This window comes from Zymomonas mobilis subsp. pomaceae ATCC 29192 (assembly GCF_000218875.1).
GTDB classification, from domain to species: domain Bacteria; phylum Pseudomonadota; class Alphaproteobacteria; order Sphingomonadales; family Sphingomonadaceae; genus Zymomonas; species Zymomonas pomaceae.
The window spans coordinates 1,917,176-1,941,972 of the sequence record NC_015709.1; the positions used below are offsets into that span (position 1 = coordinate 1,917,176).

The 24,797-nt window shown below is 43.9% G+C and carries 20 protein-coding genes; 14 read left to right on the top strand and 6 right to left on the bottom strand.

Annotated features, from left to right (window positions below; genetic code table 11):
• Window positions 1-62: 62 nt before the first annotated feature.
• Complete coding sequence (gene clpB, locus ZYMOP_RS08525; protein ID WP_013934919.1) at window positions 63-2,657, bottom strand: ATP-dependent chaperone ClpB; 2,595 nt, start codon at window positions 2,655-2,657, stop codon at window positions 63-65.
• A 193-nt stretch (window positions 2,658-2,850) separates the two neighbouring features.
• On the opposite strand from clpB, the gene ZYMOP_RS08530 reads away from it, so the two are divergent.
• On the top strand, window positions 2,851-5,697 hold the full coding sequence (locus ZYMOP_RS08530) for a M16 family metallopeptidase (protein WP_013934920.1): 2,847 nt from the start codon (window positions 2,851-2,853) through the stop codon (window positions 5,695-5,697).
• 117 nt (window positions 5,698-5,814) lie between these two features.
• Entirely contained in the window at window positions 5,815-8,721 is a 2,907-nt protein-coding gene (locus ZYMOP_RS08535) for a M16 family metallopeptidase (protein WP_013934921.1), read from the top strand.
• Window positions 8,722-8,809: 88 nt separating this feature from the next.
• Here the strand turns inward: ZYMOP_RS08535 and ZYMOP_RS08540 are convergent, their stop codons facing one another.
• A complete protein-coding gene (locus ZYMOP_RS08540; RefSeq protein ID WP_013934922.1) occupies window positions 8,810-9,898 on the bottom strand; it encodes a 5-(carboxyamino)imidazole ribonucleotide synthase in 1,089 nt (362 codons plus the stop codon).
• Window positions 9,895-10,431, bottom strand: a complete 537-nt coding sequence (purE, locus tag ZYMOP_RS08545; protein WP_013934923.1) for a 5-(carboxyamino)imidazole ribonucleotide mutase — start codon at window positions 10,429-10,431, stop codon at window positions 9,895-9,897. The genes ZYMOP_RS08540 and purE overlap by 4 nt, the downstream gene beginning before the upstream one ends.
• 247 nt (window positions 10,432-10,678) lie before the next feature.
• Here purE and ubiA point away from each other — a divergent pair, with 247 nt between their 5' ends.
• Window positions 10,679-11,614, top strand: a complete 936-nt coding sequence (gene ubiA / locus ZYMOP_RS08550; protein ID WP_013934924.1) for a 4-hydroxybenzoate octaprenyltransferase — start codon at window positions 10,679-10,681, stop codon at window positions 11,612-11,614.
• Window positions 11,615-12,240: 626 nt separating this feature from the next.
• Here ubiA and ZYMOP_RS08555 read toward each other — a convergent pair.
• Window positions 12,241-13,587 (bottom strand): DEAD/DEAH box helicase, encoded by a 1,347-nt coding sequence (locus ZYMOP_RS08555; RefSeq protein ID WP_013934925.1) that lies wholly within the window; start codon window positions 13,585-13,587, stop codon window positions 12,241-12,243.
• 91 nt (window positions 13,588-13,678) lie between these two features.
• Between ZYMOP_RS08555 and ZYMOP_RS09465 the strand changes: the two genes are divergently transcribed.
• The 6 genes from ZYMOP_RS09465 (at window position 13,679) to ZYMOP_RS08580 (ending at window position 16,964) form a co-directional block, all read left to right on the top strand.
• Window positions 13,679-13,900 carry a hypothetical protein gene (locus tag ZYMOP_RS09465; RefSeq protein ID WP_158498511.1) on the top strand — a complete coding sequence of 74 codons (222 nt, stop codon included), beginning with the start codon at window positions 13,679-13,681 and terminating at the stop codon, window positions 13,898-13,900.
• 132 nt (window positions 13,901-14,032) lie between these two features.
• Entirely contained in the window at window positions 14,033-14,581 is a 549-nt protein-coding gene (locus ZYMOP_RS08560; RefSeq protein WP_013934926.1) for a NifU family protein, read from the top strand.
• Window positions 14,582-15,208, top strand: coding sequence for a tRNA (adenosine(37)-N6)-threonylcarbamoyltransferase complex dimerization subunit type 1 TsaB (gene tsaB, locus ZYMOP_RS08565; protein WP_013934927.1), 627 nt, complete (start codon window positions 14,582-14,584; stop codon window positions 15,206-15,208).
• Window positions 15,209-15,267: 59 nt separating this feature from the next.
• The gene (gene rimI, locus ZYMOP_RS08570) at window positions 15,268-15,681 is read left to right on the top strand and encodes a ribosomal protein S18-alanine N-acetyltransferase (protein WP_252507420.1); all 414 of its coding nucleotides are present in this window, start codon (window positions 15,268-15,270) and stop codon (window positions 15,679-15,681) included.
• 178 nt (window positions 15,682-15,859) lie between these two features.
• Window positions 15,860-16,273, top strand: a complete 414-nt coding sequence (locus tag ZYMOP_RS08575) for a Ros/MucR family transcriptional regulator (protein WP_013934929.1) — start codon at window positions 15,860-15,862, stop codon at window positions 16,271-16,273.
• Between the two features lie 262 nt (window positions 16,274-16,535).
• Window positions 16,536-16,964, top strand: coding sequence for a Fur family transcriptional regulator (locus ZYMOP_RS08580; protein WP_013934930.1), 429 nt, complete (start codon window positions 16,536-16,538; stop codon window positions 16,962-16,964).
• 155 nt (window positions 16,965-17,119) lie between these two features.
• Here the strand turns inward: ZYMOP_RS08580 and bfr are convergent, their stop codons facing one another.
• Both bfr and ZYMOP_RS08590 read right to left on the bottom strand, forming a co-directional pair.
• Entirely contained in the window at window positions 17,120-17,611 is a 492-nt protein-coding gene (gene bfr, locus ZYMOP_RS08585; RefSeq protein ID WP_013934931.1) for a bacterioferritin, read from the bottom strand.
• 124 nt (window positions 17,612-17,735) lie between these two features.
• Window positions 17,736-17,909 (bottom strand): (2Fe-2S)-binding protein, encoded by a 174-nt coding sequence (locus ZYMOP_RS08590; RefSeq protein ID WP_013934932.1) that lies wholly within the window; start codon window positions 17,907-17,909, stop codon window positions 17,736-17,738.
• A 286-nt stretch (window positions 17,910-18,195) separates the two neighbouring features.
• Between ZYMOP_RS08590 and ZYMOP_RS08595 the strand changes: the two genes are divergently transcribed.
• The 5 genes from ZYMOP_RS08595 (at window position 18,196) to ZYMOP_RS08615 (ending at window position 24,726) form a co-directional block, all read left to right on the top strand.
• Window positions 18,196-18,996, top strand: a complete 801-nt coding sequence (locus tag ZYMOP_RS08595) for an inositol monophosphatase family protein (RefSeq protein WP_013934933.1) — start codon at window positions 18,196-18,198, stop codon at window positions 18,994-18,996.
• Between the two features lie 415 nt (window positions 18,997-19,411).
• Window positions 19,412-21,577: a S9 family peptidase gene (locus ZYMOP_RS08600; protein ID WP_252507461.1), complete on the top strand. Its 2,166-nt coding sequence runs from the start codon at window positions 19,412-19,414 to the stop codon at window positions 21,575-21,577.
• A gap of 110 nt (window positions 21,578-21,687) precedes the next feature.
• On the top strand, window positions 21,688-22,713 hold the full coding sequence (locus tag ZYMOP_RS08605; protein WP_013934935.1) for an aspartate-semialdehyde dehydrogenase: 1,026 nt from the start codon (window positions 21,688-21,690) through the stop codon (window positions 22,711-22,713).
• A 226-nt stretch (window positions 22,714-22,939) separates the two neighbouring features.
• A complete protein-coding gene (locus tag ZYMOP_RS08610) occupies window positions 22,940-23,701 on the top strand; it encodes an alpha/beta fold hydrolase (protein ID WP_013934936.1) in 762 nt (253 codons plus the stop codon).
• Between the two features lie 236 nt (window positions 23,702-23,937).
• Window positions 23,938-24,726: a response regulator gene (locus ZYMOP_RS08615; RefSeq protein ID WP_013934937.1), complete on the top strand. Its 789-nt coding sequence runs from the start codon at window positions 23,938-23,940 to the stop codon at window positions 24,724-24,726.
• The last annotated feature ends 71 nt before the right edge of the window (window positions 24,727-24,797 follow it).

Consider the following 24,797-nt stretch of genomic DNA (forward strand, 5'->3'; position numbering starts at 1 on the left):
CCATAAAAAAGCAGGCCATCAATAAGGATGACCCGCTTTTCTATAAAACTATTTTTTACCGGTTAAGCCGGAACTGATTCTTCAGTCTTGAAGATTAAATGGCTATCACCTTCGTCAACTTTTACTGTCTGTCCATCGTGGATTTCACCCTTTAGTAATTCTTCTGCTAAAGGATCTTGAAGATATCTTTGGACTGCTCGCCTTAGCGGCCGTGCGCCATAGACAGGATCATATCCGACACGCCCTAACCATGCGCGTGCTTTATCCGATAACTCAAGGGTAATTTTACGATCTGCCAGCAATTTGCAAAGGCGATTGACCTGAATATCAACAATCGGCCCCATATGCTCTTGACCCAGCCGATGAAACAGAATGATTTCATCAAGTCGGTTTAGAAATTCTGGCCGAAAATGGGCCCGAACCACTTCCATAACTTTAGGCTCGACACTTTCCACTGATTCATCATCGCTCAGATTGGCAAGATATTGTGCCCCTAAGTTTGAAGTAAGGACGATTAACGTGTTGGAAAAGTCAACTGTCCGTCCTTGACCATCGGTCAAACGGCCATCATCCAATACTTGAAGCAAGATATTGAAGACATCCTGGTGGGCTTTTTCGACTTCATCAAACAAGATGACCTGATAAGGCCGACGACGGACAGCCTCGGTTAACACCCCGCCTTCTTCATAGCCGACATATCCCGGAGGTGCCCCGATCAAACGCGCAACCGCATGCTTTTCCATAAATTCTGACATATCAATGCGCACCATGGCGCGATCATCATCGAACAGAAAGCTTGCCAGCGCTTTTGTGAGTTCGGTTTTACCAACACCGGTAGGACCGAGGAACAGGAAAGAGCCCATCGGTCGGTTCGGATCTTGTAAACCGGCGCGTGAACGACGGACAGCCCGACTAACAGCCTTGACCGCTTCTGCTTGTCCAATAACCCTTTTACCCAGAATATCTTCCATATGGACAAGTTTTTCGCGTTCGCCTTCCAGCATTTTATCAACGGGAATACCTGTCCAACGCGAAACGATCGAGGCAATATCCTGACTGGTGACTTCTTCCCGCAGCATAGCGCCCTGCGCTTCATTTTGCGCATCACTAAGCTGCTTTTCCAGCTGTGGAATAATGCCATAGCTAAGCTCACCTGCTTTTGTCAGGTCGCCAGAGCGTTCAGCTTGTTCGAGGGCAATACGGGCATGATCCAGCTTTTCTTTTAACCGGGCTTCTGCCTTGATTTTGTCCTGTTCATTCTTCCAACGCGCCGTCAATTCCGATGACTGTTGCTCCAGATCGCCCAAATCATGTTCAAGGGTTTTAAGTCGATCGCGTGAAGCCTCATCATCTTCTTTACGAAGCGCTTCCCGTTCGATTTTAAGCTGAATAATCCGTCTATCGAGGGATTCGATTTCTTCTGGCTTGGAATCTACCTCCATCCGCAGACGGCTGGCGGCCTCATCCACCAAATCAATGGCTTTATCCGGTAAAAATCGGTTGGTAATGTAGCGATTGGAAAGCGTCGCCGCCGAAACAAGGGCCGCATCAGTAATCCGAACACCATGATGCGCTTCGTATTTCTCTTTCAATCCGCGGAGAATCGATATCGTATCGGCAACCGTAGGTTCGCCAACATACACAGGCTGAAAACGACGCTGCAAAGCAGGATCCTTTTCAACATATTTACGATATTCATCAAGCGTGGTCGCGCCGATACAATGCAATTCACCCCGCGCCAAAGCCGGTTTCAATAAATTGCCAGCATCCATGGCGCCATCTGATTTGCCCGCCCCGATAAGGGTATGCATTTCATCAATGAAGAGAATTATCTGACCATCAGACTGCTTTACTTCATCTAAAACGCCTTTTAAGCGCTCTTCAAATTCGCCCCGATATTTGGCACCTGCGATCAAAGAGCCCATATCAAGCGCCATTAAAACGCGATCGCGCAGGCCTTCTGGAACGTCGCCATTGACTATTCTTAAGGCCAGCCCTTCAACAATAGCCGTCTTACCAACGCCCGGTTCACCGATCAAAACGGGATTGTTTTTGGTGCGACGTGCCAAAATTTGAACGGTACGCCGAATCTCTTCATCCCGTCCAATAACAGGATCCAGCTTACCTTCGCGGGCAGCTTCGGTTAAGTCACGGGCGAATTTTTTCAAAGCATCGTAACGATCTTCGGCACTGGCTGTATCTGCCGTCCGTCCAGAACGTAATTCATTGATGGCTGTATTTAAAGCTTCAGCCTTAAGACCCGCATCCTTCAGGATTTTACCAACGGTCGTTTCCGGCAACAAAGTCATTGCCAAAAGTAATCTTTCAACCGTGACATAAGAATCACCGGCCTTGGTCGCCACCTGTTCGGCCTGATCTAAAAGACGGATAGCATCGTTATCCAAGCCGGGGGGGGTATTGGCCCCGCTACCTGATACGGAAGGAATTTTTGAAAGTGCGGCATCCGTTTCCCGAACCGCAATGGTAGGATCACCCCCAGCACGCCGGATCAAGCCGGATGCCATACCCTGTTCATCTTCCAATAAAGCTTTGAGCAAATGTTCAGGCGCAATTCTTTGATGATTAAGGCGGATGGCTACCGTCTGCGCTGATTGAATAAAGCCCTTGGCCCGATCGGTTAACTTTTCAAAATTCATAGATCGTCTCCTGACTTAATGGGCAAGATGGGGGGCGCGATCGGACAACTCAAGTATTGCTTGTTAAAAATTTATGATTTCATTTGAGTGATATTGTTTGATAATAAAAATTAAATATTTATTATGAACACAAATAAAAATTACTTATTATTTTATTTTAATTATATTTTTATTCAATGAGCAGGGTAATTTTGTGAAGAAATTAAGCCATTTTTGGGCTTGTTTAGTTCTAACGTCCACTATTATCAGTCCGGTTGCGCTTAAGGCCACAGAACCGACAAAACATAAGGCAAAATCACCTATTTCTTTATTAAAATTAGCTAACCAGATTACCCTTCCTTGGCAATCTTTCACGCTTGATAATGGGTTACAGGTATTAGTTCATACCGATCATAAAGCACCCGTAGTCGGCGTGTCCGTCTGGTATCATATCGGATCAAAAGACGAGCCTACCGGAAAAACAGGTTTTGCCCATCTTTTTGAACATTTAATGTTTGAAGGCTCTGAAAATATCTCGGGGAGCTTTTGGAAACCTTTACGGGAAGCGGGTGCCACAGATAGTAATGGCACCACCAATTTTGACCGTACCAATTACTTTGAAACTATTCCTACACCTGCTCTTGATCGTATCTTATATATGGAAAGTGACCGTATGGGTCATTTTCTAGGGGGGCTTACACAGGAAAAGCTTAACAATCAGCGCGCTGTTGTTCAAAACGAAAAGCGCGAAAGAGATAATCGTCCTTACAGTGCAGTCAGCTATGCCATAACCTCAGCGTTAACCCCTGAAGGTCATCCCTATCATCACGAAACTATCGGTTCGATGGCAGATTTAGATGCCGCTAGTTTGGATATGGTCAAAGATTGGTTCCATCAAAATTATGGCCCCAATAATGCTATTTTAGTGTTAGCGGGTGATATTGAAGTTGCTAAGGCCAAGACTTTGGTAACCCAATATTTCGGAGATATTCCGCGTGGCTCCGACGTCGTTCATCCCGATACACCTATTTGGACCCTTCCCAAGCGTAAGGATGAAATCCTTACCGATAAAGTAGCCCTTTCAAAAATTTATCGTGCATGGAGTATTCCCAGCTATCATAGCTCCGACCTAATTCCCTTAAGTATAGGGGCCGATATTCTGGGCGGGTTAGCCTCTTCGCGATTAGATCAAATTCTGGTTCATCAAGAACAATTAGCCGTCGATGTCAGCGCCAATACCCAAAGCTTTGAAGGGCAGGGGCGCTTTATCGTTTCGGTCACGGTGAAACCGGGGGTTAATCCTCAATATGTTTCGCAACGGTTAGATAAAATTTTATCAGATTATTTGACAGAAGCGCCGACAATAGATGAAGTAAGTCGTTCGGCTATGGGTATTTTATCAAGCAGTGTAACGGAATCTGTTAGCACGAAAGGCCCGATATTAGCCCAAGGATTACTTTATCTTAAAGACCCTGATTATTATAAAAAAGCTTTACAGGCAGTAGCGACGGTTTCCCCTCAGGATGTGAAAGACGCCTTACAAAAATGGCTATCGCGTCCTGTTTATGCCTTAACTATTCTACCGGGTGCACAACAGTCCTATCCAGAATCGCAATCAGCTTTAACCGGAAAAAGGCAAGCGCAAGGAAAAACAGACGCATCCCTATCTTCGGAGGCTGTTAAAACAGAGAAAAACAAGCGTTCGCCGATGCCGGGCGTGGGTGACGTGCCGGATGTTCGCTTTCCAATTATCACTCACAGTCAATTAAAGAACGGTATCAAAATTAGTTATGCCCAGCGTTCAGCGGTGCCACTTACCGCTGTTCTGATGAGTTTTGATGGGGGCATAACGGCAGACACAGCCTTACCCGGGACAGAAAGCATGATGCTTTCGATGCTTTCTGAAGGCACAAAAAACAAAAATGTCATTGATCTTGCTATGGCCAAAGAACGATTAGGCGCTTCTGTCAGTTTTGGCGCAGGCGACGATTATAGTTCAATGAGTTTTGTTAGCCCCAGTGTTACCTTTAAGGATACTGCCGATCTGGCATCCGAGATGCTGTTTTCTTCGACTTTTCCCCAAGAAGAATTGACGCGCCTCAAGGCAAAAGCGCTCGCTAACCTCTCGGCTAACCGACAATCCCCCCGCTGGTTGGCTGCACGGGCCATGCATCAAAAATTTTATGCAGTAGGGCATCCTTATCGGCATCTGGTAACAGAAGAAACCATCCAAAAGATTACACGTGAAGATTTGATCGCCTTTAGGGAAAAATGGATGCATCCCTATAAAGCGCATATTTTTATTGTCTCTGATCAGCCTTTATCAAAACTTATCCCAGAGCTGAATAGCCGTTTAGGGGGATGGACTGTGCCTTTAAAGGCTGCCGATACGAAAGCCGCAAAGGCCTCTTCTGAAAATCCTGCATCCGATATTTTGCTGATTAACCGTCCGCGATCACCCCAATCAGTCATTATGGCAGGCACTATTCTACCTCTGAGAGAAAAAGAAAATCAGGACGCGTTATTCGATCTTGATGTAGCGAATGTTATTTTAGGCGGTAATTTCACCTCTCGCCTTAATATGGATTTGAGACAATCAAAAGGATGGAGTTACGGGGTCGGGAGTAGTGTCAGTGCAAGAACGCTTTCCTCTGAATTTCTGATCTCTGCGCCTGTTCAGACTAATCAGACAGGGGCTTCCATTACAGCTTTAAAAGACAATCTGACCCATTTTTTAACAGATAAGGGGATAACAGAAGAAGAATTAAAAGAGACGGTCACCAATATTATTCGTCGCACTCCAAGCACTTATGAAAAAAGCAGCAATATTTTAGGTGGAATGATCGAATTGGCGTTAATGGGACGTCCCGACAACTATTATGATACCTTAAACGCGCGTTATCGCGCTTTAACAACAGAAGCCTTAGATGAGACGGCACGTCGCTGGTTAAAAGCAGATCAATTATCGTGGGTTGTTGTGGGTGATGCGGCGCTTGTTAAACCTCAGCTTGAAAAAACAGGTTTACCTGTTACGCAAGTAGAGAGTGAAAAAATACAGTAAACGTAAAAGGAATGTAAACTTCATTTCCAAGCTTGTTCATTCTGCTTGGACAGAAGATATTTTTTGTTTTTATGTATTAAAATTTATCGCATTTGGACGGTTAACGAGGAGTTTTTTATGGGTGTCCCTTATCGTTGGCTAACTTTATTAGGGTTAGCGACTACTGCCCTTAGCCCCTTATCCCTTCATGCAGCACCCTCAAAGACGCTTCAAAACGATAAACCCGTAGCGTTATCCACTTTAGCAAGCGAAATAAATCTTTCATGGCAGTCTTTTACGCTGCCCAATGGTTTGCGCGTTTTAGTGCATTCAGATCATAAATCACCTGTCGTCGGTGTTTCTGTCTGGTATCATATCGGTTCAAAGGACGAGCCCGCTGGGAAAACAGGTTTCGCCCATTTATTCGAACATTTAATGTTTAGCGGTTCTGAAAATACGCATGGTGATTTTTTTGAACCCTTACGTCAGGCCGGCGGCACAGATGATAATGGAACAACATGGTTCGACCGCACTAATTATTTTGAGACTGTGCCTACCCCAGCTCTTGATTTAGCTTTGTTTCTCGAAAGCGATCGTATGGGGCATCTTTTAGGCGGCATTACCCAACAAAAACTGGATAATCAACGGGGCGTCGTCGAAAATGAAAAAAGGCAAGGGGATAACCAGCCTTATGGTTTGGTAAAATATGCCCAGACGGCAGCGTTAACCCCTGAAGGCCACCCCTATCATCACGAGACCATTGGTTCGATGGCTGACTTAGAAGCCGCCAGCCTTAATACCGTTAAAGATTGGTTCCGTCAGAATTATGGCCCCAATAATGCTGTTTTAGTGTTAGCGGGCGACATTGATGTTGATAAAGCCAAAACGCTGGTGACCCGATATTTTGGCGATATTCCGCGTGGACCTGATGTCGTGCATCCTGATTCACCGATTTGGACATTGCCCGCACGTAAAGACGAAGTCTTGACGGACAAGGTCGCGCTTCCTCGTCTCTATCGCATATGGACGATACCGGGTTTTAACACGCCAGAATTGGCTAATCTTAATATCGCAGCCGCTGTTTTAGGGGGACTCTCTTCTTCCCGATTGGATCAGATTTTAGTGCGTCAGGAACAACTAGCTGTCAGTGTGACCGCAGGGGTTCAACCTTTTGAAAAACAAGGTCAGTTTGAAATAGCGGTAGATGTCAAACCGGGCGTTAATCCGCAATATGTATCGCAACGGTTGGACAAAATTTTAGCGGATTATATTGCCCATGGCCCCAGTGAAGATGAAGTAAAACGTGCCGCCACTCAAAATATGGTTTCAGAAATCGCCGGATTGGAATCGGTCGGCGGATTTGGTGGTCAAGCCCCAACCTTGGCGGAAGGACTGCTTTATGCGAATGACCCAGATCACTATAAAAAAGAATTGGAGCAGTTAGCGACCGCCACGCCCCAAACTGTGACCACTACCCTGCAAAAATGGCTGTCACGTCCTGTCTATGCGCTGATGGTTTTGCCCGGAGAACGAAAAGCTGATGATGAACTGAAAGGAACTGGCTCGGGGAATAAGCTGGAAGAAAAGCCCTTAACGGTTGCAACCACAGCGAATAATGACAACGATCATAATAGCTCTGTTCCGGTTTTAGCGTCAGGGGGTGTTGACCGTTCCCATTTTCCGGCTATCGGCGAAATTCCCGATCTTAAATTCCCCGTAATCAGTCATGCCAAATTGAATAATGGTATTGCCGTAAGTTATGCTCAGCGCACTGCTGTGCCTTTAACGCGGATCGCTTTTGATTTTGATGTTGGCACTGCCGCCGATTCAAAAAGCTTACCCGGAACCGAAATCATGATGTTTTCGATGTTAAGCGAAGGCACCAAGCATAGAAATGCAATAGATTTAGCCATTGATCGGGAAAGATTAGGCGCTTCTGTTTCTTTTGACAGCGGCGCTGATCGTAATACAATGACACTTCGCAGCCCCAGCGCTAATCTTAATGCGTCTTTGGATTTAACATCGGATATTTTATTGTTCTCGTCTTTCCCTGACAAGGAATTTGAACGGGTACGTTCCGAGCAATTAGCGAGCATCGCAATAATCCATAGCTCCCCTATAGGATTGGCTTCGCGTGTCATCGGGACGAATATCTATGGGAAAGATCACCCCTATGCCCATGTTTTAAGTCCCTCTGGAACAGAAGAATCGGTAAAACAAATTTCAAGAACCGATTTAATAACCTTCAAGGATCAGTGGTTAAGACCTGATAAAACGCATATTTTTATTGTCTCCGATCGCCCCTTAACTGAAATTTTACCTGGTTTGAACCGGCGTTTTGGAAGCTGGCAGAATCCCAGACAGGAAGCCGGATCAAAAGATATTAATAAGTTACCCCAAAATAACAAAGCTGGTATCTTGCTTATTAATCGCCCTAATTCGTCGCAATCTGTTATTTTGTCGGGTATGGCCCTTCCTTTGAAAGGGAAGGGCGATGATAGTGCCTTATTTGATCTTACAGCGGCCAATGATATTTTGGGCGGTGAATTTTTAGCCCGTCTCAATATGGATTTACGTGAGACAAAAGGTTGGAGCTATGGTGTTCACAGCCGTATCAGGCGGATGGTCGGGCCTTCTGCTTTTATGATTGTCGCACCGGTACAGACTAATCAGACGGGGCCATCCGTTACAGCTCTAAAAGCCGATACTGTCAGTTTCCTGACAGATAAAGGCATTACAGAGAAAGAGCTTAAAGACACAATAACCGGTGATATTAGGCAACTACCCGGAAGTTATGAAACGGGTGATGATATTTTAAATGGTATGATGACCTTAGATTTATATGGTCGCCCCGATAATTATTTCGATAGTCTTGCTACGCGCTACAGAGGCCTAACATCAGCCAATTTAGAGGCAACTGCCCGCCGTTGGCTGAATGTTGATAAGCTTTCCTGGGTCGTCGTTGGGGATTCGTCTCTTGTTAAATCCCAGCTTGAAAAAACGGGATTACCGATAGACGTTATCGAAGCCAAAGACGTCAAATAACCTTTTCAACGAAAGACATTACCTTTCATTTTTATAAAAAAAAGGGTGATATTTAAATATCACCCTTTTTTGATGGATAAGGCTGTATTTAGAAAATACGCCGACTAAGCTTGGTGTAATGCCCCATTTTTCTACCCGGACGGGGCGTTCCTTTACCGTAAATGTGAAGATATTCATTTTTATGGGACAGAATTTTTTCCCATGTGTTAATCTGTGTGCCGATAAGATTTTTCATCTCCACTTTTTCGGCTGTAAGGGCAGTACTGCCCAAAGGTAGGCCACAGATTGCTCGAATATGATTTTCGAATTGTGAAGTTTCTGATCCTTCAATAGTCCAGTGACCGCTATTATGGACACGGGGTGCCATTTCATTAAAAATGGGGCCAAATTGCGTCGCAAAAAACTCTACGGCCAATACACCAACATAACCTAGTGAATCTGCAATTTTATGGGTTGCCTTGATAGCAGCATCGGCTTGTTGTTGGATAAATTCATTGGCGGGCACAACTGAGTGCGCTAATATACCTTTATTATGCGTGTTGACAGGAACGTCCCATGTCAAAAATTGGCCGTCGGCATTACGGACGGCAATGACAGAAAATTCATATTCAAATCTGACCATGCCTTCTAAAACGGCTTGTTTTACAGATAAGCTATTCCATATTTCGGCCAAATGGGCATCAGTCATTTTCTTGACAGGAAATTGCCCTCGGCCATCATAGCCTTGGGTGCGCTGCTTTAAAATTGCAGGAACCCCTAATTCCAAAAGCGCGTAGGATAATTCCTTGGCAGAGTTAACAGCGCGAAAAGGTGCAGGTCTAATGCCTTGTTCGGCCGCATAATTTTTTTCAACCAAGCGATCCTGAGCAATTTGCAAAGCACGCGGCGGGGGGTAAACCGGCATCTGTTTCGAAAGGTCAATAAGAGGTTCAGCCGGGATGTTTTCGAATTCATAGGTCAGAACATCGACTGTTGCCGCAAATTCATTCAACTTATCACTATCGCCATAGTCACCGACGAAGCTTTTTGCCGCAACAATATTCGCAGGTCCGTGCTGATTAGGCGCGTAAATATGACAAAAATAGCCTAACTGTATAGCTGCAATGGCCATCATCTGGCCTAATTGGCCATTACCGATAATACCAATTTTAGATCCGGGCGGAAATGTTTTAGTCATAAGGCAATCCTTGGCGTGTCACTTGGCATATCAGGCACATCAGCAGTTTGACGATGACGCCATTCCTCTAATCGCTTGGCCAGTGCTGCATCATTATTGGCAAGCATGGCTGCTGATATTAAAGCGGCATTGATAGCACCTGCTCGACCGATCGCAAGGGTACCAACGGGAATACCAGCCGGCATCTGTACTATAGAAAGGAGGCTATCCATTCCGTTTAAGGCTTTTGATTGCACCGGAACACCAAAAACAGGCAGCCTTGTAATAGCCGCTGCCATGCCCGGCAAATGTGCCGCCCCTCCAGCACCAGCAATCACCCCTTTAAAACCGTTGTCTACCAAAGAACCGACATAATCATACAGCCGTTTGGGTGTACGATGGGCAGAAATAATCCTTGTTTCATAGGGAATGCCCAAGGCTTCTAGGGTATCCGCTGCATGATGCATTGTTTCCCAATCTGACTGGCTACCCATAATCAAGGCAATGACGGGGGGTATATCTTGTTCATTTATTTTAGATGGCTGATGGTTCATTGGTTTTTTCCGGGTCGAAATTGGCCCTTGCAGGCAATAAAAATGAATCCTGTAATTTTTTACAGAAGCTCTAGGACATGATAGTTAAAGCGGCAATTGCTGATATCGGGATTATGTCTTTAAATTCATATTAATTTCATCAGATAGCGCTTTTTTTATAAGGAATAGCCAATTTATAATAAGGAAAGACTATAATTCCCTGTTTTTCTGGTAGCCTATTTTTACTAAATTTTTTTAAGGCAACGTTGTGTCGGTAGAGTCAGATTCTCAAATCGTTTCAGATAGCGAGGTAAAAGGGTTGATAAGCCGTCTCCCTAAAAAGGTGAGGGCTTATGTTTCCTTAGCAAGAGCCGATCGCCCTATTGGAAGTTGGTTACTATTTTGGCCCGGTGCAGCTGCTGTCGCCTTGTCCGGCGGTTTGATAACCAACTGGTTTTTATTACCTGCCCTCTTGCTGGGCTCTTTTTTGATGCGTTCTGCAGGCTGTATTTATAATGATATTGTTGACCGTGACTTGGATAAAAAAGTAGCGCGGACATGGAATCGACCGCTGGCCTCTGGTATAATTTCACTTAAATCAGCGTATCTCTTTTTGGGCATACTTTGTTTAGCAGGCTTGGGCTGCCTAAGTGTTTTTAATAATATTGCCCGCTGGGTCGCTATAGCCAGCCTTTTATTAGTCGCCATTTATCCTTTTATGAAAAGGATCAGCTGGTGGCCCCAAGCATGGCTTGGCTTAGTTTTTAGTTGGGCTGCTTTGGTTGGCGGTATAGGTGTTCGACATTATTTAGATCCTGCTACGCTTTCTCTTTATCTCGGCAGTATTTTCTGGGTCATCGGTTTTGATACCATTTATGCTATTCAGGATATTGAGGACGATGCCTTGGCCGGTATTAAATCCTCTGCCCGCGCTTTAAAAAATCATATTCGGGCTGGTATTGCTGTATTTTATAGTTTGGCGTTGCTGTTTTGGGGCATAGCCTTGTGGTTAATACAGCCACAATTTTTAGCTTTAGTCGCGTTATTTCCATTAGCTTGTCACTTTTTATGGCAAGTTATGACCTTAGATACCAAAAATGGTAACAATGCTCTTTTAAGATTTCGATCAAATCGTGAAGCTGGGTTTTTATTATTTTTAGCCTGTAGCACCATCGGAATGGTAGGCATATTTTATCTAAGATAGCGCTGTTCTTTATAAGGATTGATATTCCTTCCGCCCTAAAGCGCCCCATTTTCTCCAGCGAGAGGAACACGACCGATCGTTAGAATGTGTCCTAGTCTCTGTCTGTCCGTGCGGTGTAAATTATCAAGGCCGTGAAACATCCCATAATGACGACATATTCATTTCCTTATGCCGATTTACTATAGTTTCTGGGCAGATGTCGGTTTTCTACAGTCAGAACAAGGGTAATAACCGCTCGCCTCATTTGCTAAAAATTTGAATGTAAATTGCTAGACTTCAAGGGCGAATGTGATCTCGTCTATCTACGAGCATCTTTCTACCCAAATCACAGCTATAAATGCTAACCCAATAACCTGAAAGGCGTTTCAATCCATATGGGTTTGTACAGTAGTTCGGGCGTATTTATCCTTATTTTATAGAGGCGATTGCGCTCTCTATCCTCTTTTGTAGTTCGGCTAGCGGTATCCTTCTTGCGATATTGGGCAATATATTGAGTTGTTGAGCGACAAAATCGCTTTATCGCCTTCACTCCATCCTAAGCTGCGGGGTTTTCGGCTTAGAATTTCAATAAAAAAGCCTCTTCCCATCAGGAAGAGGCTCTAAAAAACTAGAGAAAATAAAGAGTATTAACCGCGACCAACAGCACGAACGCCTTTAATCTGAGGACGACGCGGACGGCGTGGGCGATTACCATTACTATTATTGTTATTAAAGCCTGATTTCGGTGCCCCTGCACCATAGCCACCGCGACCGCCACGACCGCCACGACCTTCATTGCGTTCAGGACGCATCGGTGCCGGATGAGGCAGCGTTTCTTTTTCTACCACAAAATTTTCAGGCAACGGTAAAATCTGAAGTTTTACGCGGGTCAAGCGTTCAATGGAACGAAGATAGGTACGTTCATCATTCGCAACAAAGCTGATCGCCTGTCCATCACGACCCGCACGCGCTGTACGTCCAATACGATGAACATATTGTTCAGCGACATTCGGCAATTCAAAGTTGAAGACATGGCTGACACCCGGAACATCAATCCCGCGTGCGGCGATATCGGTTGCAACCAGAATTTTTAAGCGGCCATTACGGAAAGCGTTCAAAGCCCGTTCGCGTTGTGGCTGGCTTTTGTTACCATGGATAGCGGCGGCAGGAATACCGGCGGCTTCCAAATGGCGAACAACCCGATCGGCACCATGTTTCGTCCGCGTGAAAACCAATGCCCGATCAAGACCCGGCGTACTTTTAAGCGTAATCGTTAAAAGCGCTTGTTTTTCCTGCTGATTAACAAAAACACCGAATTGTTCTACGCGTTCTGCCGTTGAAGACTGAGGCGCTACAGAAACGGTGACCGGATCCGACAGGAACTGGCTGCTTAATTCCTGAATGGACTTAGGCATTGTTGCAGAGAAGAACAACGTCTGACGCTGTTTCGGCAATAATTTGTCAATCCGACGCAATGCATGAATAAAGCCAAGATCAAGCATCTGGTCAGCTTCATCAAGAACGAAAACTTCAACGTCTTTCAGCACTAAAGCGCGCTGATCAATCAAATCTAAAAGCCGTCCTGGCGTTGCAACCAAAATATCCGTACCCCGTTCCAGCATACGGATTTGGCGACCAATGGGTACACCACCAAAAACAGAATTAACGGTCAAACGTAAATGACGTGTATAGTCATTGCAAGCCCGTGCAATCTGGCTGGCCAATTCACGGGTTGGTGATAAAATAAGCATCCGGCAACCCCGTGAAGGGCGTGCTATCGGATTAGTGGTAAGATAATGAATAGAAGGAAGCGCAAAGGCGGCCGTTTTACCCGTACCTGTCTGGGCAATGCCGCAAAGGTCTTTACCTTCTAAAAGATGCGGAATAGCTTGTGCCTGAATAGGGGTTGGCGTTGTATAGCCTAACGCATCCAAGGCCTGAATAAGAGACGAGTCGAGACCCAAGGTTTTGAACGAAACCGGTGTTTCCGTCATAAAAGACTTTCCTGTTTTTGAAATAGGCGTGAGAATACGCCTTGAATAGCGAGGTTAAACTCGCAAATAGCCTGAAAAAAAACAGGCTTGCGTGAACGGGAAAGCCTGTCGCTGCTGGGCATCTGAAGTGGAATACTGGCAACGCGCCATAGAGGAAGCCTGTTTCAACCCTCAAAATGGCAAAGACGGCTGTCAGAGATATGGCGGTGGAACACGCAAATTCCGTGCATATGCCCGTTTAGTACGGGCACAGATGCTTACAGCTATAATAATGGGCGCGAGAGGGTTAAAACGCAACCCCTTATCCTCTTAATTAAATAAATTATTATTTTCTTTAAGAAAAATAGCCGGTCGCCCCCCAAAATAATGGAATAATTCGAAAAAATATCAAAAGCTGAAACAGATAATCTTGATTGCAACCTGTAGCTGCACCAAATGCTATCTTATGTTGATCGAAACAGAAAATACGCCGAATCCGGCGACCCTTAAATTTTTGCTCCACCGCCCTGTGATGGAGCAAGACTCTTGTTTTTTTGTCAATAAAGAGGAGGCTGCCGATTCTCCGCTTGCTGTTGCCTTATTTGATTTGGGCCCAGTGACGGGCGTTTTTTTTGGACAGGATTTTGTTTCTGTCACCGCTGAAAATCCCGGCATTTGGTCTGAACTTGAGCCCAAAGTTATTATGGTGCTGTCAGATCATTTTGAATCAGATGCCCCTCTATTTGTTAAAACTTCAGAAAAAGCTGACGCAAAGCAAGCCGAAGATAATGATATTGTTATTCAGATTAAAGATTTAATCGCGACAAGGGTAAGACCTGCTGTTGCCCGTGACGGGGGTGACATCGTTTTTCAGAAATTCGAAGATGGTATCGTTTATCTCTCTATGCGGGGGGCCTGCTCGGGTTGTCCTTCTTCTGTGGCGACCTTAAAGCAAGGGGTTGAATCTTTATTAAAACATTTTGTGCCTGAAGTAACCGAAGTGCGGGCAATCTAGATGCGGCTAGTGATTGATACAGCCACTGCCGCTTGCTCTGTTGCTTTACTAGAAGGCCAAACGTTGATTGCCTGTGAAAAGGAGATGGTCGGCCGCGGCCATGCCGAGAAGCTCTTGCCCATGATTGCCGCGCTTCCTGAAAAAGGGCATGCTGACCATATTATCGTTGATTGCGGTCCCGGAAGTTTTACGGGCGTTCGCGTTGGGTTAGCCGCCGCGTTGGCCTTGGGGCTGGGTTGGGATGCGCCCGTTACCGGTTATGCTTCTACAGATTTAGTTGCGGGGGCCGTTTTTGCCAACAAACTTGACGTATCAAATCTAACCGTAGCCTTTACGGGGGGGCATGGCGAGTTATTTATACAGTCCTTTACCCGCCTCGATAGCCCTGCGCGTTTCAAAGCCCTTACAGACCTAGAATCTATGCGCCCGGAAGTAGCGGCAACAAGGGTGCAAGATGAAATCATTATCGGGTCAGGTGCCTCAGCCTTAATCGAAGCGCGCGGTCATGGCGAATCAGTAGAAGCTTGGCCATGGGCTGATGATGTACAATTTTTAGAAAATACTTTTGTAAATTTATCGCCGACTCCAATTTATGGACGGGCACCTGATGCCAAAATTTCTTTATGACATTTAATAACAATGATTTTGAATTCTCAGATCGCGGTGATCTTCTTCTAGATAATGTCATGTCTATCATGACCGCGGCTTTTGATCCTTTTTATTGTGAAGCATGGAATCGTTCTCAGTGCGACGGTATGATGAAGCAGTTAGGGGTTTATTGTCTTGTTGTAACAATAAAAGAAAAACCGGCGGGTTTTTTGTTATCTCGTACTATTTTTGATGAGTCGGAACTATTATTATTAGCAGTAAGACCTGAATACCGTAAAAAAGGTGTCGCAACGGCACTCCTTAAAAAGCTTATATCAAAAGCGCATTTTGAAGACACTAAATGTATTCATCTTGAAGTTAGAGATAAAAATCCAGCCTTAGCTCTTTATTATAGCTTAGGATTTAGAGAGGTTGGCCGTCGTATCAATTATTATAAATCGTTAAATGGTGATTTATACAATGCAATCACTCTAAGTTTAATTATAATTTAGCGGACGCCATTTAAGGTAGTTAATAATTTTAGTTGCATTTTCTATAGAATTTGTTCAATTATAAGAAGGTAAAGCGTTGGAAGGTCGACTACGGCCTTTCTTCTGGGTAAGAGCGTTAATCCAGCCCAAGAGAGACAAATGGTCTCCCACGCCTTCTTCCTAAAAAAAGGACTGTTTTATGAGTGATGACAATGCTTTGTCAGAAACCCTTATTACACTAACGGCGGACATTGTTTCAGCACATGTCAGCAACAACAGTGTTTCTGTCGCTGATGTGCCCCAACTTATTCAGAATGTACATCATGCTTTGGCCGCTTTGAGTGAATCCAATGCTGAACCTGAAGCCCGTCCAGAACCTGCGGTTTCTGTCCGAGCCTCTGTAAAGCCTGATTATATCATCTGCTTGGAAGATGGTAAAAAGCTGAAAATGCTGAAACGTCATCTGGCTACGCATTATCAGTTAACGCCGGAACAATATCGCGCAAAATGGAACTTACCTGCGGATTATCCAATGGTTGCGCCCAATTATGCCGATCAGCGTCGTTCGTTAGCTAAAAAAATCGGGCTTGGTACTCAGCGTCGTAAGCGTTAATCTAATAAAATTAGATTAATTTTTTAACAAAAACAAATCGCCGCAGATAGAACAAAGTTAATATATCTTGGCTTTTATGAATAGAGACCTCATACCCTTTATTCTGTTGCGGGATTAAAATCATGGCATCGGGGGCGATGCATGTTTTTAAATTGCTAAAATAAAAGCCAATTTTATAAAGAGAAATGATTGGAGCCTGCGCCTTTCCAGCGCAGATTTCTCTGGTTTTTATTGGGTAACAAAGAATCGACGGAGATTGGGGATGCGGCAGATCAATATTGAAGCGCTTTGTGCACAAAAAGGTCTGCGCATAACGGGACAGAGACGGGTTATTGCTCGTGTCTTATCCGAGGCCGAAGATCATCCAGATGTTGAATCTCTTTATGAACGGGCCTCAGCGATTGATTCTGGAATCTCAATCGCAACGGTTTATCGTACAGTACGCTTATTTGAAGAGGCGGGCATTCTTGAACGCCATGACTTTGGTGACGGGCGCGCCCGTTATGAGGCGTCACCAGAAGACCATCATGACCATTTGATTGATGTTGAATCGGGACGTATCATCGAATTTTCTGATGATGAAATGGAAGTTTTACAAAAGATGATTGCTAAGCGTCTGGGCTATACCTTAGTCGATCATCGTTTAGAACTTTATGGCGTTCCTTTAAATCGTCAGAAAAAACTAAAATAACCACATTATAATTTTTAAAAAATAATTACGAATTTGTACTTTGTTGAAGTGATGTGATTCCTCTTCAATGAACCACTAACTATACCGAAAGCTGAAATAAAAAAGGCAGCAGGGTATAAAACCTGCTACCTTTTCTGAAACTAATATCTTGTATCTTAGTCTTCAAATTTAACGGCGGTATCGCTGTTAAGTTGAATATATCCTTGGATGCCCATTTTACTGATAAGGCTTAACTGCGTTTTCAATCCATCAGCATGGACTTCTTCTTGCTTCAGGATAGAAGAAAGCAAATCGCGGGTACCAAAGTCTCCCACTTTTTCACAGCATTCAATTGCCTTTTTATAGAGAGGAATGGCCGTATCCGCCTCTAGGGATAAATCCGCCTTGATGACTTCTTCGACATTTTCACCAATGCTGATATGCCCAATATCCTGAAAATTAGGAAAACCTTCTAAAAACAAGAGGCGCTTTGCTAATTCATCGGCATGTTTCATCTCATCAATAGAGTTGGACCGCTCCAATTGAGCCAACTTATCCACACCCCAGTCTTCTAATACACGATAGTGCAAGAAATACTGATTGATAGAAGTAAGCTCACTTTTCAGGAGTTCGTTCAAATGAGTGAGAACGTCTTTATCACCTTTCATACCACAATAATCCTTAGCTGTTTACAATTCATTTAGAATCATAAACGAAGCATAACCCTTTAGGTTGCAGAAATTATAGTGTTAATAAGATGATATCTCTGACAATAAATAATTGTAAGTCTGTTCAGACCATGCAATTCTGTTCATCAGAAATGATTTTATGGGCTGCTTTGCTGCATTTACCGCAACAAGCTTTAACACCCATTTTTTTATAGGCTTGTCCAGGTGTCGCAGCCCCTTGTCGTGCTGCATCTTTTAAGGCATTATCACTAACCGTGTTGCAATGACAAATAATCATCCAGCCTATCCTTAATTAAGAACCACCCTAACGGGACATAGTTTAGTAAGAACGTTGTCTAAGAAACATAGCATATTCTTATTTGATAACAAGTATCATTATCAATAAATTTAAATAAAAAATAAACGCCGCGTTATTTAGAAATTTAATTCTAAATTAAAAAATAATTTTATTTAAAAATAATAATTTATAGTAATATATTTTTATATTATATAATTTTCTTGATTGCCACTATCTAAATAGAGGAAAAGAGTAAGGAAAGAACAGGCTATTTGCCGGAGGATCCATGCATTCGCTTTATGATGCCGTTACATCTTTGATGTATGAAGTTGCTAATGATCTGTTAGTGCCGCGTTTTCGCCATCTCGCTCAGAGTGAAATTGCCGAAAAAGAACCGGGTGATTATGTAACCGTTGTAGATAAAGAATCCGAAAAACGAATTACTGAACGACTGGCTACTTTTCTACCAGAAGCTTATATCGTGGGGGAAGAAGCCACCGCTGCAGATACGTCTTTATTGAAAAATTTGAAAAAAGGATTGGCTTGGACGGTCGATCCTTTGGATGGTACCGGCAATTATGCTGCCGGTAAAACACCTTATGCTATGATGATTGCTTTATTAGCTGATGGTATACCTCAGGCCGGCTGGATTCTGGATCCTGTGTCTGGACGGATGTGTCATGCCGTCAAAAATGGTGGTGCTTTTATTGATAAAGAGCGTGTAACAACGCGTAGCACGGGACAAGCTATTCCGGTTGTTGCTTTATCGGCACGGGTTACAGAAGATAACCTGCATCCCGATTTTGACAAGCATCAACCTCTTAATCATGGCATCACGTTAGCGCCATCGCCATTATGCGCCGGAGAACAATATCCGCGTCTGGTATTGGGGCAAAATGATGCAGCCCTTTTCTGGCGTAGTTGGCCTTGGGATCATGCACCGGGTTCTTTGTTCTTAGAGGAAGCCGGGGGGAAACTCGCTCGCTTTGATGGATCTTCTTATTCTACTGCGGATTGTAGCCACGGAATGCTCGGTGCCAATTCACCTGAAATGTGGGATCGGGTAGCCGAAGCCTTATTACGATAAAAAAGAACGCTTTACGCTTAGCGGTTGAGACAAATGTTATATTGATATTGTCTCAACCGTATATCGTTAATAGGCCAATATATTAATATGAGGTGGGCTTAAGCTAATAAAAACAGGCAAATTATTAAATAAATAAGTGTATTCTCTAAACGGCTTCATCCCTAAATATGCGCTAGATAGCCGCAAAGCTACTTAGGCAATATCTCTGAATAATTTGAGAATTACCCTTAAATATTCTCTTTATTTAATATAAAAACTATCTCGAAATATTACGTTTAACAAAATTTATAGCTTACTAAGCCCGATCAAAAAGGTAATCCTCCTTCATAATAGGGTGCCATGATTGCGTTCATTTGGGACATGCTTTACCTAAAAGCCTATGTCAAAAATTCTAATGGGCGTACTTGCTGCTGTGATGATTCCTATATCTGCTTCGGCTGCTAACTTAACCTTGGACCGCATTTTTGCCAGTCCTTCTTTGTCGGGCCCCACGCCGCGCTCACTGGCTTTATCCCCTGATGGGCATTACGCAACTTTATTACGTCCAAGAGCGGATGATCTTAATCGTTATGATTTATGGGCGATTGATACCCGTAATGGTAAGAGTCGGATGCTCATCGATTCCAAAAAAGTGGGATCGGGCACAGAAATTTCTGAAGCAGAAAAAATGCGTCGTGAAAGAGCCAGAGTCGGCGGCACGTTGGGTATTGTAACCTATAACTGGTCACCGGATGGACATTCTATCTTAGTGCCGTTGGATGGCGATTTATATTTAGCGACTCTAAACGGATCCGTTCGGCGAATGACGGATACGCCGTCAACCGAGGTTGATGCCCAAGTTTCGGCCGCTGGGCATTATCTTTCCTTTGTACGCGATCAGAATTTATTCGTTATCGATCTTAAAACAGGTCATGAATTAAAATTGAGTCATGATGGAGGGGATGCCTTAACTTGGGGCTCGGCAGAGTTTGTCGCGCAAGAAGAAATGGCGCGGAACAAAGGCCATTGGTGGGCACCCGATGACTCGCGTCTTGCGGTTGCACGGGTAGATGAAAGCAAAGTGCATATTGTTACGCGTGCAGCAATCGGGGCAGAGGGGACCAAAACCTATCAGCAACGTTATCCTGCGGCGGGAACCCCTAATGCCAAGGTTGATCTTTATCTGATGAATCCTGATGGTTCGGATAAAATCAAGGTCGATTTAGGGGATAATGACAATATCTATTTAGCGCGGGTTACTTGGGCACCCGATAGTAAGACACTTTATGTTCAACGGGAAAGTCGTGATCAACAACATTTGGATGTGTTAAAGGTTGATGCGACGAATGGCCAATCTCGCGTTTTGTTTTCAGAGACCGCTAAAAGCTGGATTAATCTTAATGATGATTTACGCATATTAAACGATGGTAGTTTAATATGGGCTTCTGAACGGAGCGGTTTCCGGCATCTCTATCGTTGGAAAGAGGGGCAGTGGACGACTTTAACGGAAGGGGACTGGATGACACTGGGTGTCGTCGGTGTGAACCAGAAAAAAGGCCAACTCTACTTTTTAGCCAATAAATCAAACCCGCTAGAGCAGCATCTTTATAGTATTGACTACGAACACCCCAAAGATCCCACCCAACTGACTGAATCGGGTTGGTATAATACGGTGGTAATGGATAAAGAAGCCAACCATATTCTAATAAATCGTTCTAATGTTAATCAACCACCCCAAGTCTATCTCGCCGATACAAAAGGGCATCCTATCAGTTGGATAGAAGAAAATAAGCTGGATGCAAGGCATCCTTATAGTCCTTATCTTTCCCAACATGTTCAGCCTAAATTTGGCACCTTATCAGCAAATGACGGTACAACACTTTATTATAAGCTTTTGATGCCTAAAATGGAGCAGGATAAACAGTATCCTGTATTAGTTCAGGTCTATAATGGCCCTGATTTAGGGCGGCAGGTCTTGCAAGGATGGACGTCACCCTTACATCAGTATTTAGTTGCCAAAGGTTGGATCATTTTTTCAATTGATGGTCGTGGATCCCCTGGCCGCGGTAAGGCATTTGAAGATCATATTTATAAAGCAATGGGGACGGTCGAGGTCGAGGATCAATTAACGGGGCTTAGCTGGTTAAAGGCACAAAACTACGTCGATCCTAAACGGATTGCGGTATTTGGTTGGTCTTATGGCGGTTATATGGTGCAAAAATTGCTCCAAAAAGCGCCCGGACAGTATGCCGCGGGGGTCTCCGGCGCACCGGTCATTCGATGGGGACTTTATGATACGCATTATACCGAACGTTTTTTAGGCAATCCGGCTGTGGACCCGACGCCTTATGAAAAGTCTGATGCTTTGCCCGAGGCTTTAAAATTATCTGATCCGATGCTTCTTATTCATGGTATGGCTGACGATAATGTCGTATTCGATAACTCTGTTGCCTTGATATCTAAATTACAAGAAGGCGATCGACCTTTTGAATTTATGGCTTATCCGGGTGAAACCCATCGGATCGCAGGTGAGAAAAAACAGTTGCATCTGTGGCATACGATTGAGAAATTTCTCGATAGAACAACAAAATATCGTCAGTAAAAGGTATAAATCCTTTTTTTGATATCAGTAATTCCATCCTTGATAAAATAATATAAAGGGTGATCGTCCAGATCAGATTAAGACTGATCGAGTGTAAATGGAGAATATTAATGGGGTATCGGGTCGTAGTCGCAGGCGCTACCGGTAATGTCGGACGCGAAATGTTGGCGATCCTGTCCGAGCGTGAATTTCCGATTGATGATATTGCTGTTTTAGCATCAGCACGCAGTCAAGGAACGCCGATTGAATTCGGTGAGTCCGGTAAGGTGTTAAAAGTTCAGAATATCGAAAATTTTGATTGGACGGGCTGGGATATAGCTTTGTTCGCCGTGGGATCTGAAGCGACAAAAAAATATGCACCGATCGCGGCAAAAGCTGGCTGTACCGTAATCGATAACTCTTCTCTTTTCCGGATGGATCCGGACGTACCATTGATCGTGCCAGAAGTGAATCCTGAAGCGATTGATCAGTATAAGAAAAAGAATATCATCGCTAACCCGAACTGTTCTACTGCACAGTTGGTTGTTGCCCTAAAGCCATTGCATGATGCAGCAAAAATCAAGCGTGTCGTTGTAACAACCTATCAGTCCGTATCGGGTGCCGGTAAGGCCGGTATGGATGAATTGTTTGAACAGAGTCGCGCGATCTTTGTCGGCGATCCTATCGAGCCGAAAAAGTTTACCAAGCAAATTGCTTTTAATATTATTCCGCATATCGATGTTTTCCTTGATGATGGTTTCACCAAGGAAGAATGGAAGATGGTGGTTGAAACCAAAAAGATTCTCGATCCTAAAATCAAATTGGTCGCCACTTGTGCGCGGGTGCCTGTTTTTGTCAGCCATGCCGAAGCCGTTAATATTGAATTCGAGAATGAATTAACCGCTGATCAAGCCCGCGAAATTCTGAGAGAAGCGCCCGGTATCATGGTCGTCGATAAGCGCGAAGATGGGGGCTATATCACACCGGTTGAAGCCGTAGGTGATTTTGCGACTTATATCAGCCGTATTCGTGAAGATCCGACGGTTGAAAATGGTCTGGTAATCTGGGTAGTCTCGGATAACCTTCGTAAGGGTGCTGCCTTAAATGCGGTTCAGATTGCAGAATTACTCGGCCGCCGTCAGCTAAAAAAAGGTTAATATTATAGATATTTAGAATCTATAATTGACATCTTTTATAATATTAAAAAACGGATTATCCACAGTGGGGTAGTCCGTTTTTTTATACCTACTTTATGTCAAATTTTTTCAAAAATCAGCTCTCCCTTCCAGAAAACGCCTTCAGCTTCTCTTCATTTTGAAAAAGCCATAAAAGGGTAACGCCAAGATTCTGGAACCAGCCATAAAGGGACAGGATATAAAATTGATGCCCGATCAGGTTACAACCACCTCTTTCACGACACAGGACGGTATTCAATTAGCTTGGTATGAAATCGGAAAAGGGTATCCCATTATTCTATTACATGGGCTTTTTTCATCGGCCTTCATGAACTGGATTCGTCCCGGACATGCCGATCTTTTAGCGCAGGCAGGCTTTCGGGTAATCATGCCCGATTTAAGAGGCCATGGTAAAAGTGACCGTGCAAAATCGGATAAGGACTGGCCAAAAGATATTCTGATACGGGACAATGCCGATTTTATAGCGGCCTTAGAATTGAAATCCTTTGCTCTAGGGGGCTATTCGCTGGGGGCCCGTATCGCAACCCATCTTTGCCTCAAGGGATTACAGCCTGAAAAACTTATATTAGCCGGAATGGGACTCGAGGGCCTGACTACGGCGACCCAAAATCTTGATCTTTTTCAAAATGCTATAGTCCCCGATAATAAATTTCCGGTGGGATCGATTGAACGTTTTATTCAGAATTTTTTCTATCAAAGTGGCTGCAATAACCAAGCTATGTTATATTTATTAAGTAGCCAATCTTCGGTAGAAAAGCGTATGTTAACATCATTACTGATTAAAACATTGGTGATAACAGGCAATAAAGACTATTTTAACGGATCTGCTGCGGATTTAGTACAAACTTTGCCCCAAGCAGAGGCTTTATTGATCCTAGGGGATCATATGAGCGCAGTGATGCAACCCACTCTAGCAGAAGGAATCATCCATTTTATAAAAAATTCATAATGGATATTTTTGCTCAAGTAATTTTCTGAAATTCAGAAATTGAACAAAATGCCCTTTTTTCAGGACCATATGAATTTTATAATCCTCAACAGGGCGGTGCATTTTTGCTAAGTTTGAAATAACGATTCGTCAGCTGTTGCTGTTCCTGAGTAGTGATATAGCTATTATTTAATATTTATTTATCACTTTCAAGGATACAGAATTTTAGTCTTTATTTTGCAGGAGTATTTATCTTTATGCCGCTGGGACAGCAAATAGCGCCATATCTGCCTTTACTTCGCCGCTATGCGCGCGCTCTTTCTGGTGATCAAATCGCAGGCGATCGGTTGGTACGATCCACATTGGAAACCATTATTGCGGCACCCGAAGCCTTCCCTACAGATGTTGATCCACGTCTTGGCCTTTATACGGTTTTTCATCGTCTATGGCAGCAACGCACGGAAACCTCTGCTTCTAATGCAGAAGAAGGTAAGGCAAGTATCGCTTTTGATCGCTTATCCCCCATTACACCTCGTCCACGTCAGGCCTTGTTACTGACGGCAATGGAGGGTTTCTCTTCCAAAGAAGCGGCCTATCTTATTGGGGTTTCCGAATCTCAGATCAATCAATGGCTAGAAGAAGCCATCGCCGAGATTGACCGTCAGATTCACTGCCGTGTCTTGATTGTAGAAGATGAACCTATCATCGCCTTTGATATTGAAACGATAGTCCATGATTTAGGGCATGATATTGTTGGTGTGGCCACTACCCGTGATGAGGCCGTTTCACTAGCAAAAACCAACCCACCGGGATTGATCTTGTCCGATATTCAGTTAGCCGATGACAGTTCGGGTATTGATGCGGTGCAGGACATTCTAAAAGAAATCAATGTCCCCGTCATTTTTATTACCGCCTTCCCGGAACGATTGTTAACGGGAGAACGTCCAGAGCCGACCTTTTTAATTACGAAGCCATTTCAAGTTGACACCATTAAGGCTACTATTGCGCAGGCTTTATTTTGTAATCCTTTGAGTCTAGCAGCTTAGTATTTAAAATGCGCTTTGAAATAGAGATAAACCAAATAGGAATTATTTGAAAATCTATATCCACAGGCCTG

Coding starts and splice junctions, on each gene's coding strand:
- ZYMOP_RS08595 (WP_013934933.1), top strand. CDS start 18,196: ATGCATTCGCTTTATGATGCCGTTACATCTTTGATGTATGAAGTTGCT.
- tsaB (WP_013934927.1), top strand. CDS start 14,582: ATGCGGCTAGTGATTGATACAGCCACTGCCGCTTGCTCTGTTGCTTTA.
- bfr (WP_013934931.1), bottom strand. CDS start 17,611: ATGAAAGGTGATAAAGACGTTCTCACTCATTTGAACGAACTCCTGAAA.
- ZYMOP_RS08590 (WP_013934932.1), bottom strand. CDS start 17,909: ATGATTATTTGTCATTGCAACACGGTTAGTGATAATGCCTTAAAAGAT.
- ZYMOP_RS08600 (WP_252507461.1), top strand. CDS start 19,412: ATGATTCCTATATCTGCTTCGGCTGCTAACTTAACCTTGGACCGCATT.
- ZYMOP_RS08560 (WP_013934926.1), top strand. CDS start 14,033: ATGTTGATCGAAACAGAAAATACGCCGAATCCGGCGACCCTTAAATTT.
- ZYMOP_RS08610 (WP_013934936.1), top strand. CDS start 22,940: ATGCCCGATCAGGTTACAACCACCTCTTTCACGACACAGGACGGTATT.
- ZYMOP_RS08535 (WP_013934921.1), top strand. CDS start 5,815: ATGGGTGTCCCTTATCGTTGGCTAACTTTATTAGGGTTAGCGACTACT.
- clpB (WP_013934919.1), bottom strand. CDS start 2,657: ATGAATTTTGAAAAGTTAACCGATCGGGCCAAGGGCTTTATTCAATCA.
- purE (WP_013934923.1), bottom strand. CDS start 10,431: ATGAACCATCAGCCATCTAAAATAAATGAACAAGATATACCCCCCGTC.
- ZYMOP_RS08605 (WP_013934935.1), top strand. CDS start 21,688: ATGGGGTATCGGGTCGTAGTCGCAGGCGCTACCGGTAATGTCGGACGC.
- ZYMOP_RS08555 (WP_013934925.1), bottom strand. CDS start 13,587: ATGACGGAAACACCGGTTTCGTTCAAAACCTTGGGTCTCGACTCGTCT.
- ZYMOP_RS08615 (WP_013934937.1), top strand. CDS start 23,938: ATGCCGCTGGGACAGCAAATAGCGCCATATCTGCCTTTACTTCGCCGC.
- ZYMOP_RS08540 (WP_013934922.1), bottom strand. CDS start 9,898: ATGACTAAAACATTTCCGCCCGGATCTAAAATTGGTATTATCGGTAAT.
- ZYMOP_RS08580 (WP_013934930.1), top strand. CDS start 16,536: ATGCGGCAGATCAATATTGAAGCGCTTTGTGCACAAAAAGGTCTGCGC.
- rimI (WP_252507420.1), top strand. CDS start 15,268: ATGTCTATCATGACCGCGGCTTTTGATCCTTTTTATTGTGAAGCATGG.
- ZYMOP_RS08575 (WP_013934929.1), top strand. CDS start 15,860: ATGAGTGATGACAATGCTTTGTCAGAAACCCTTATTACACTAACGGCG.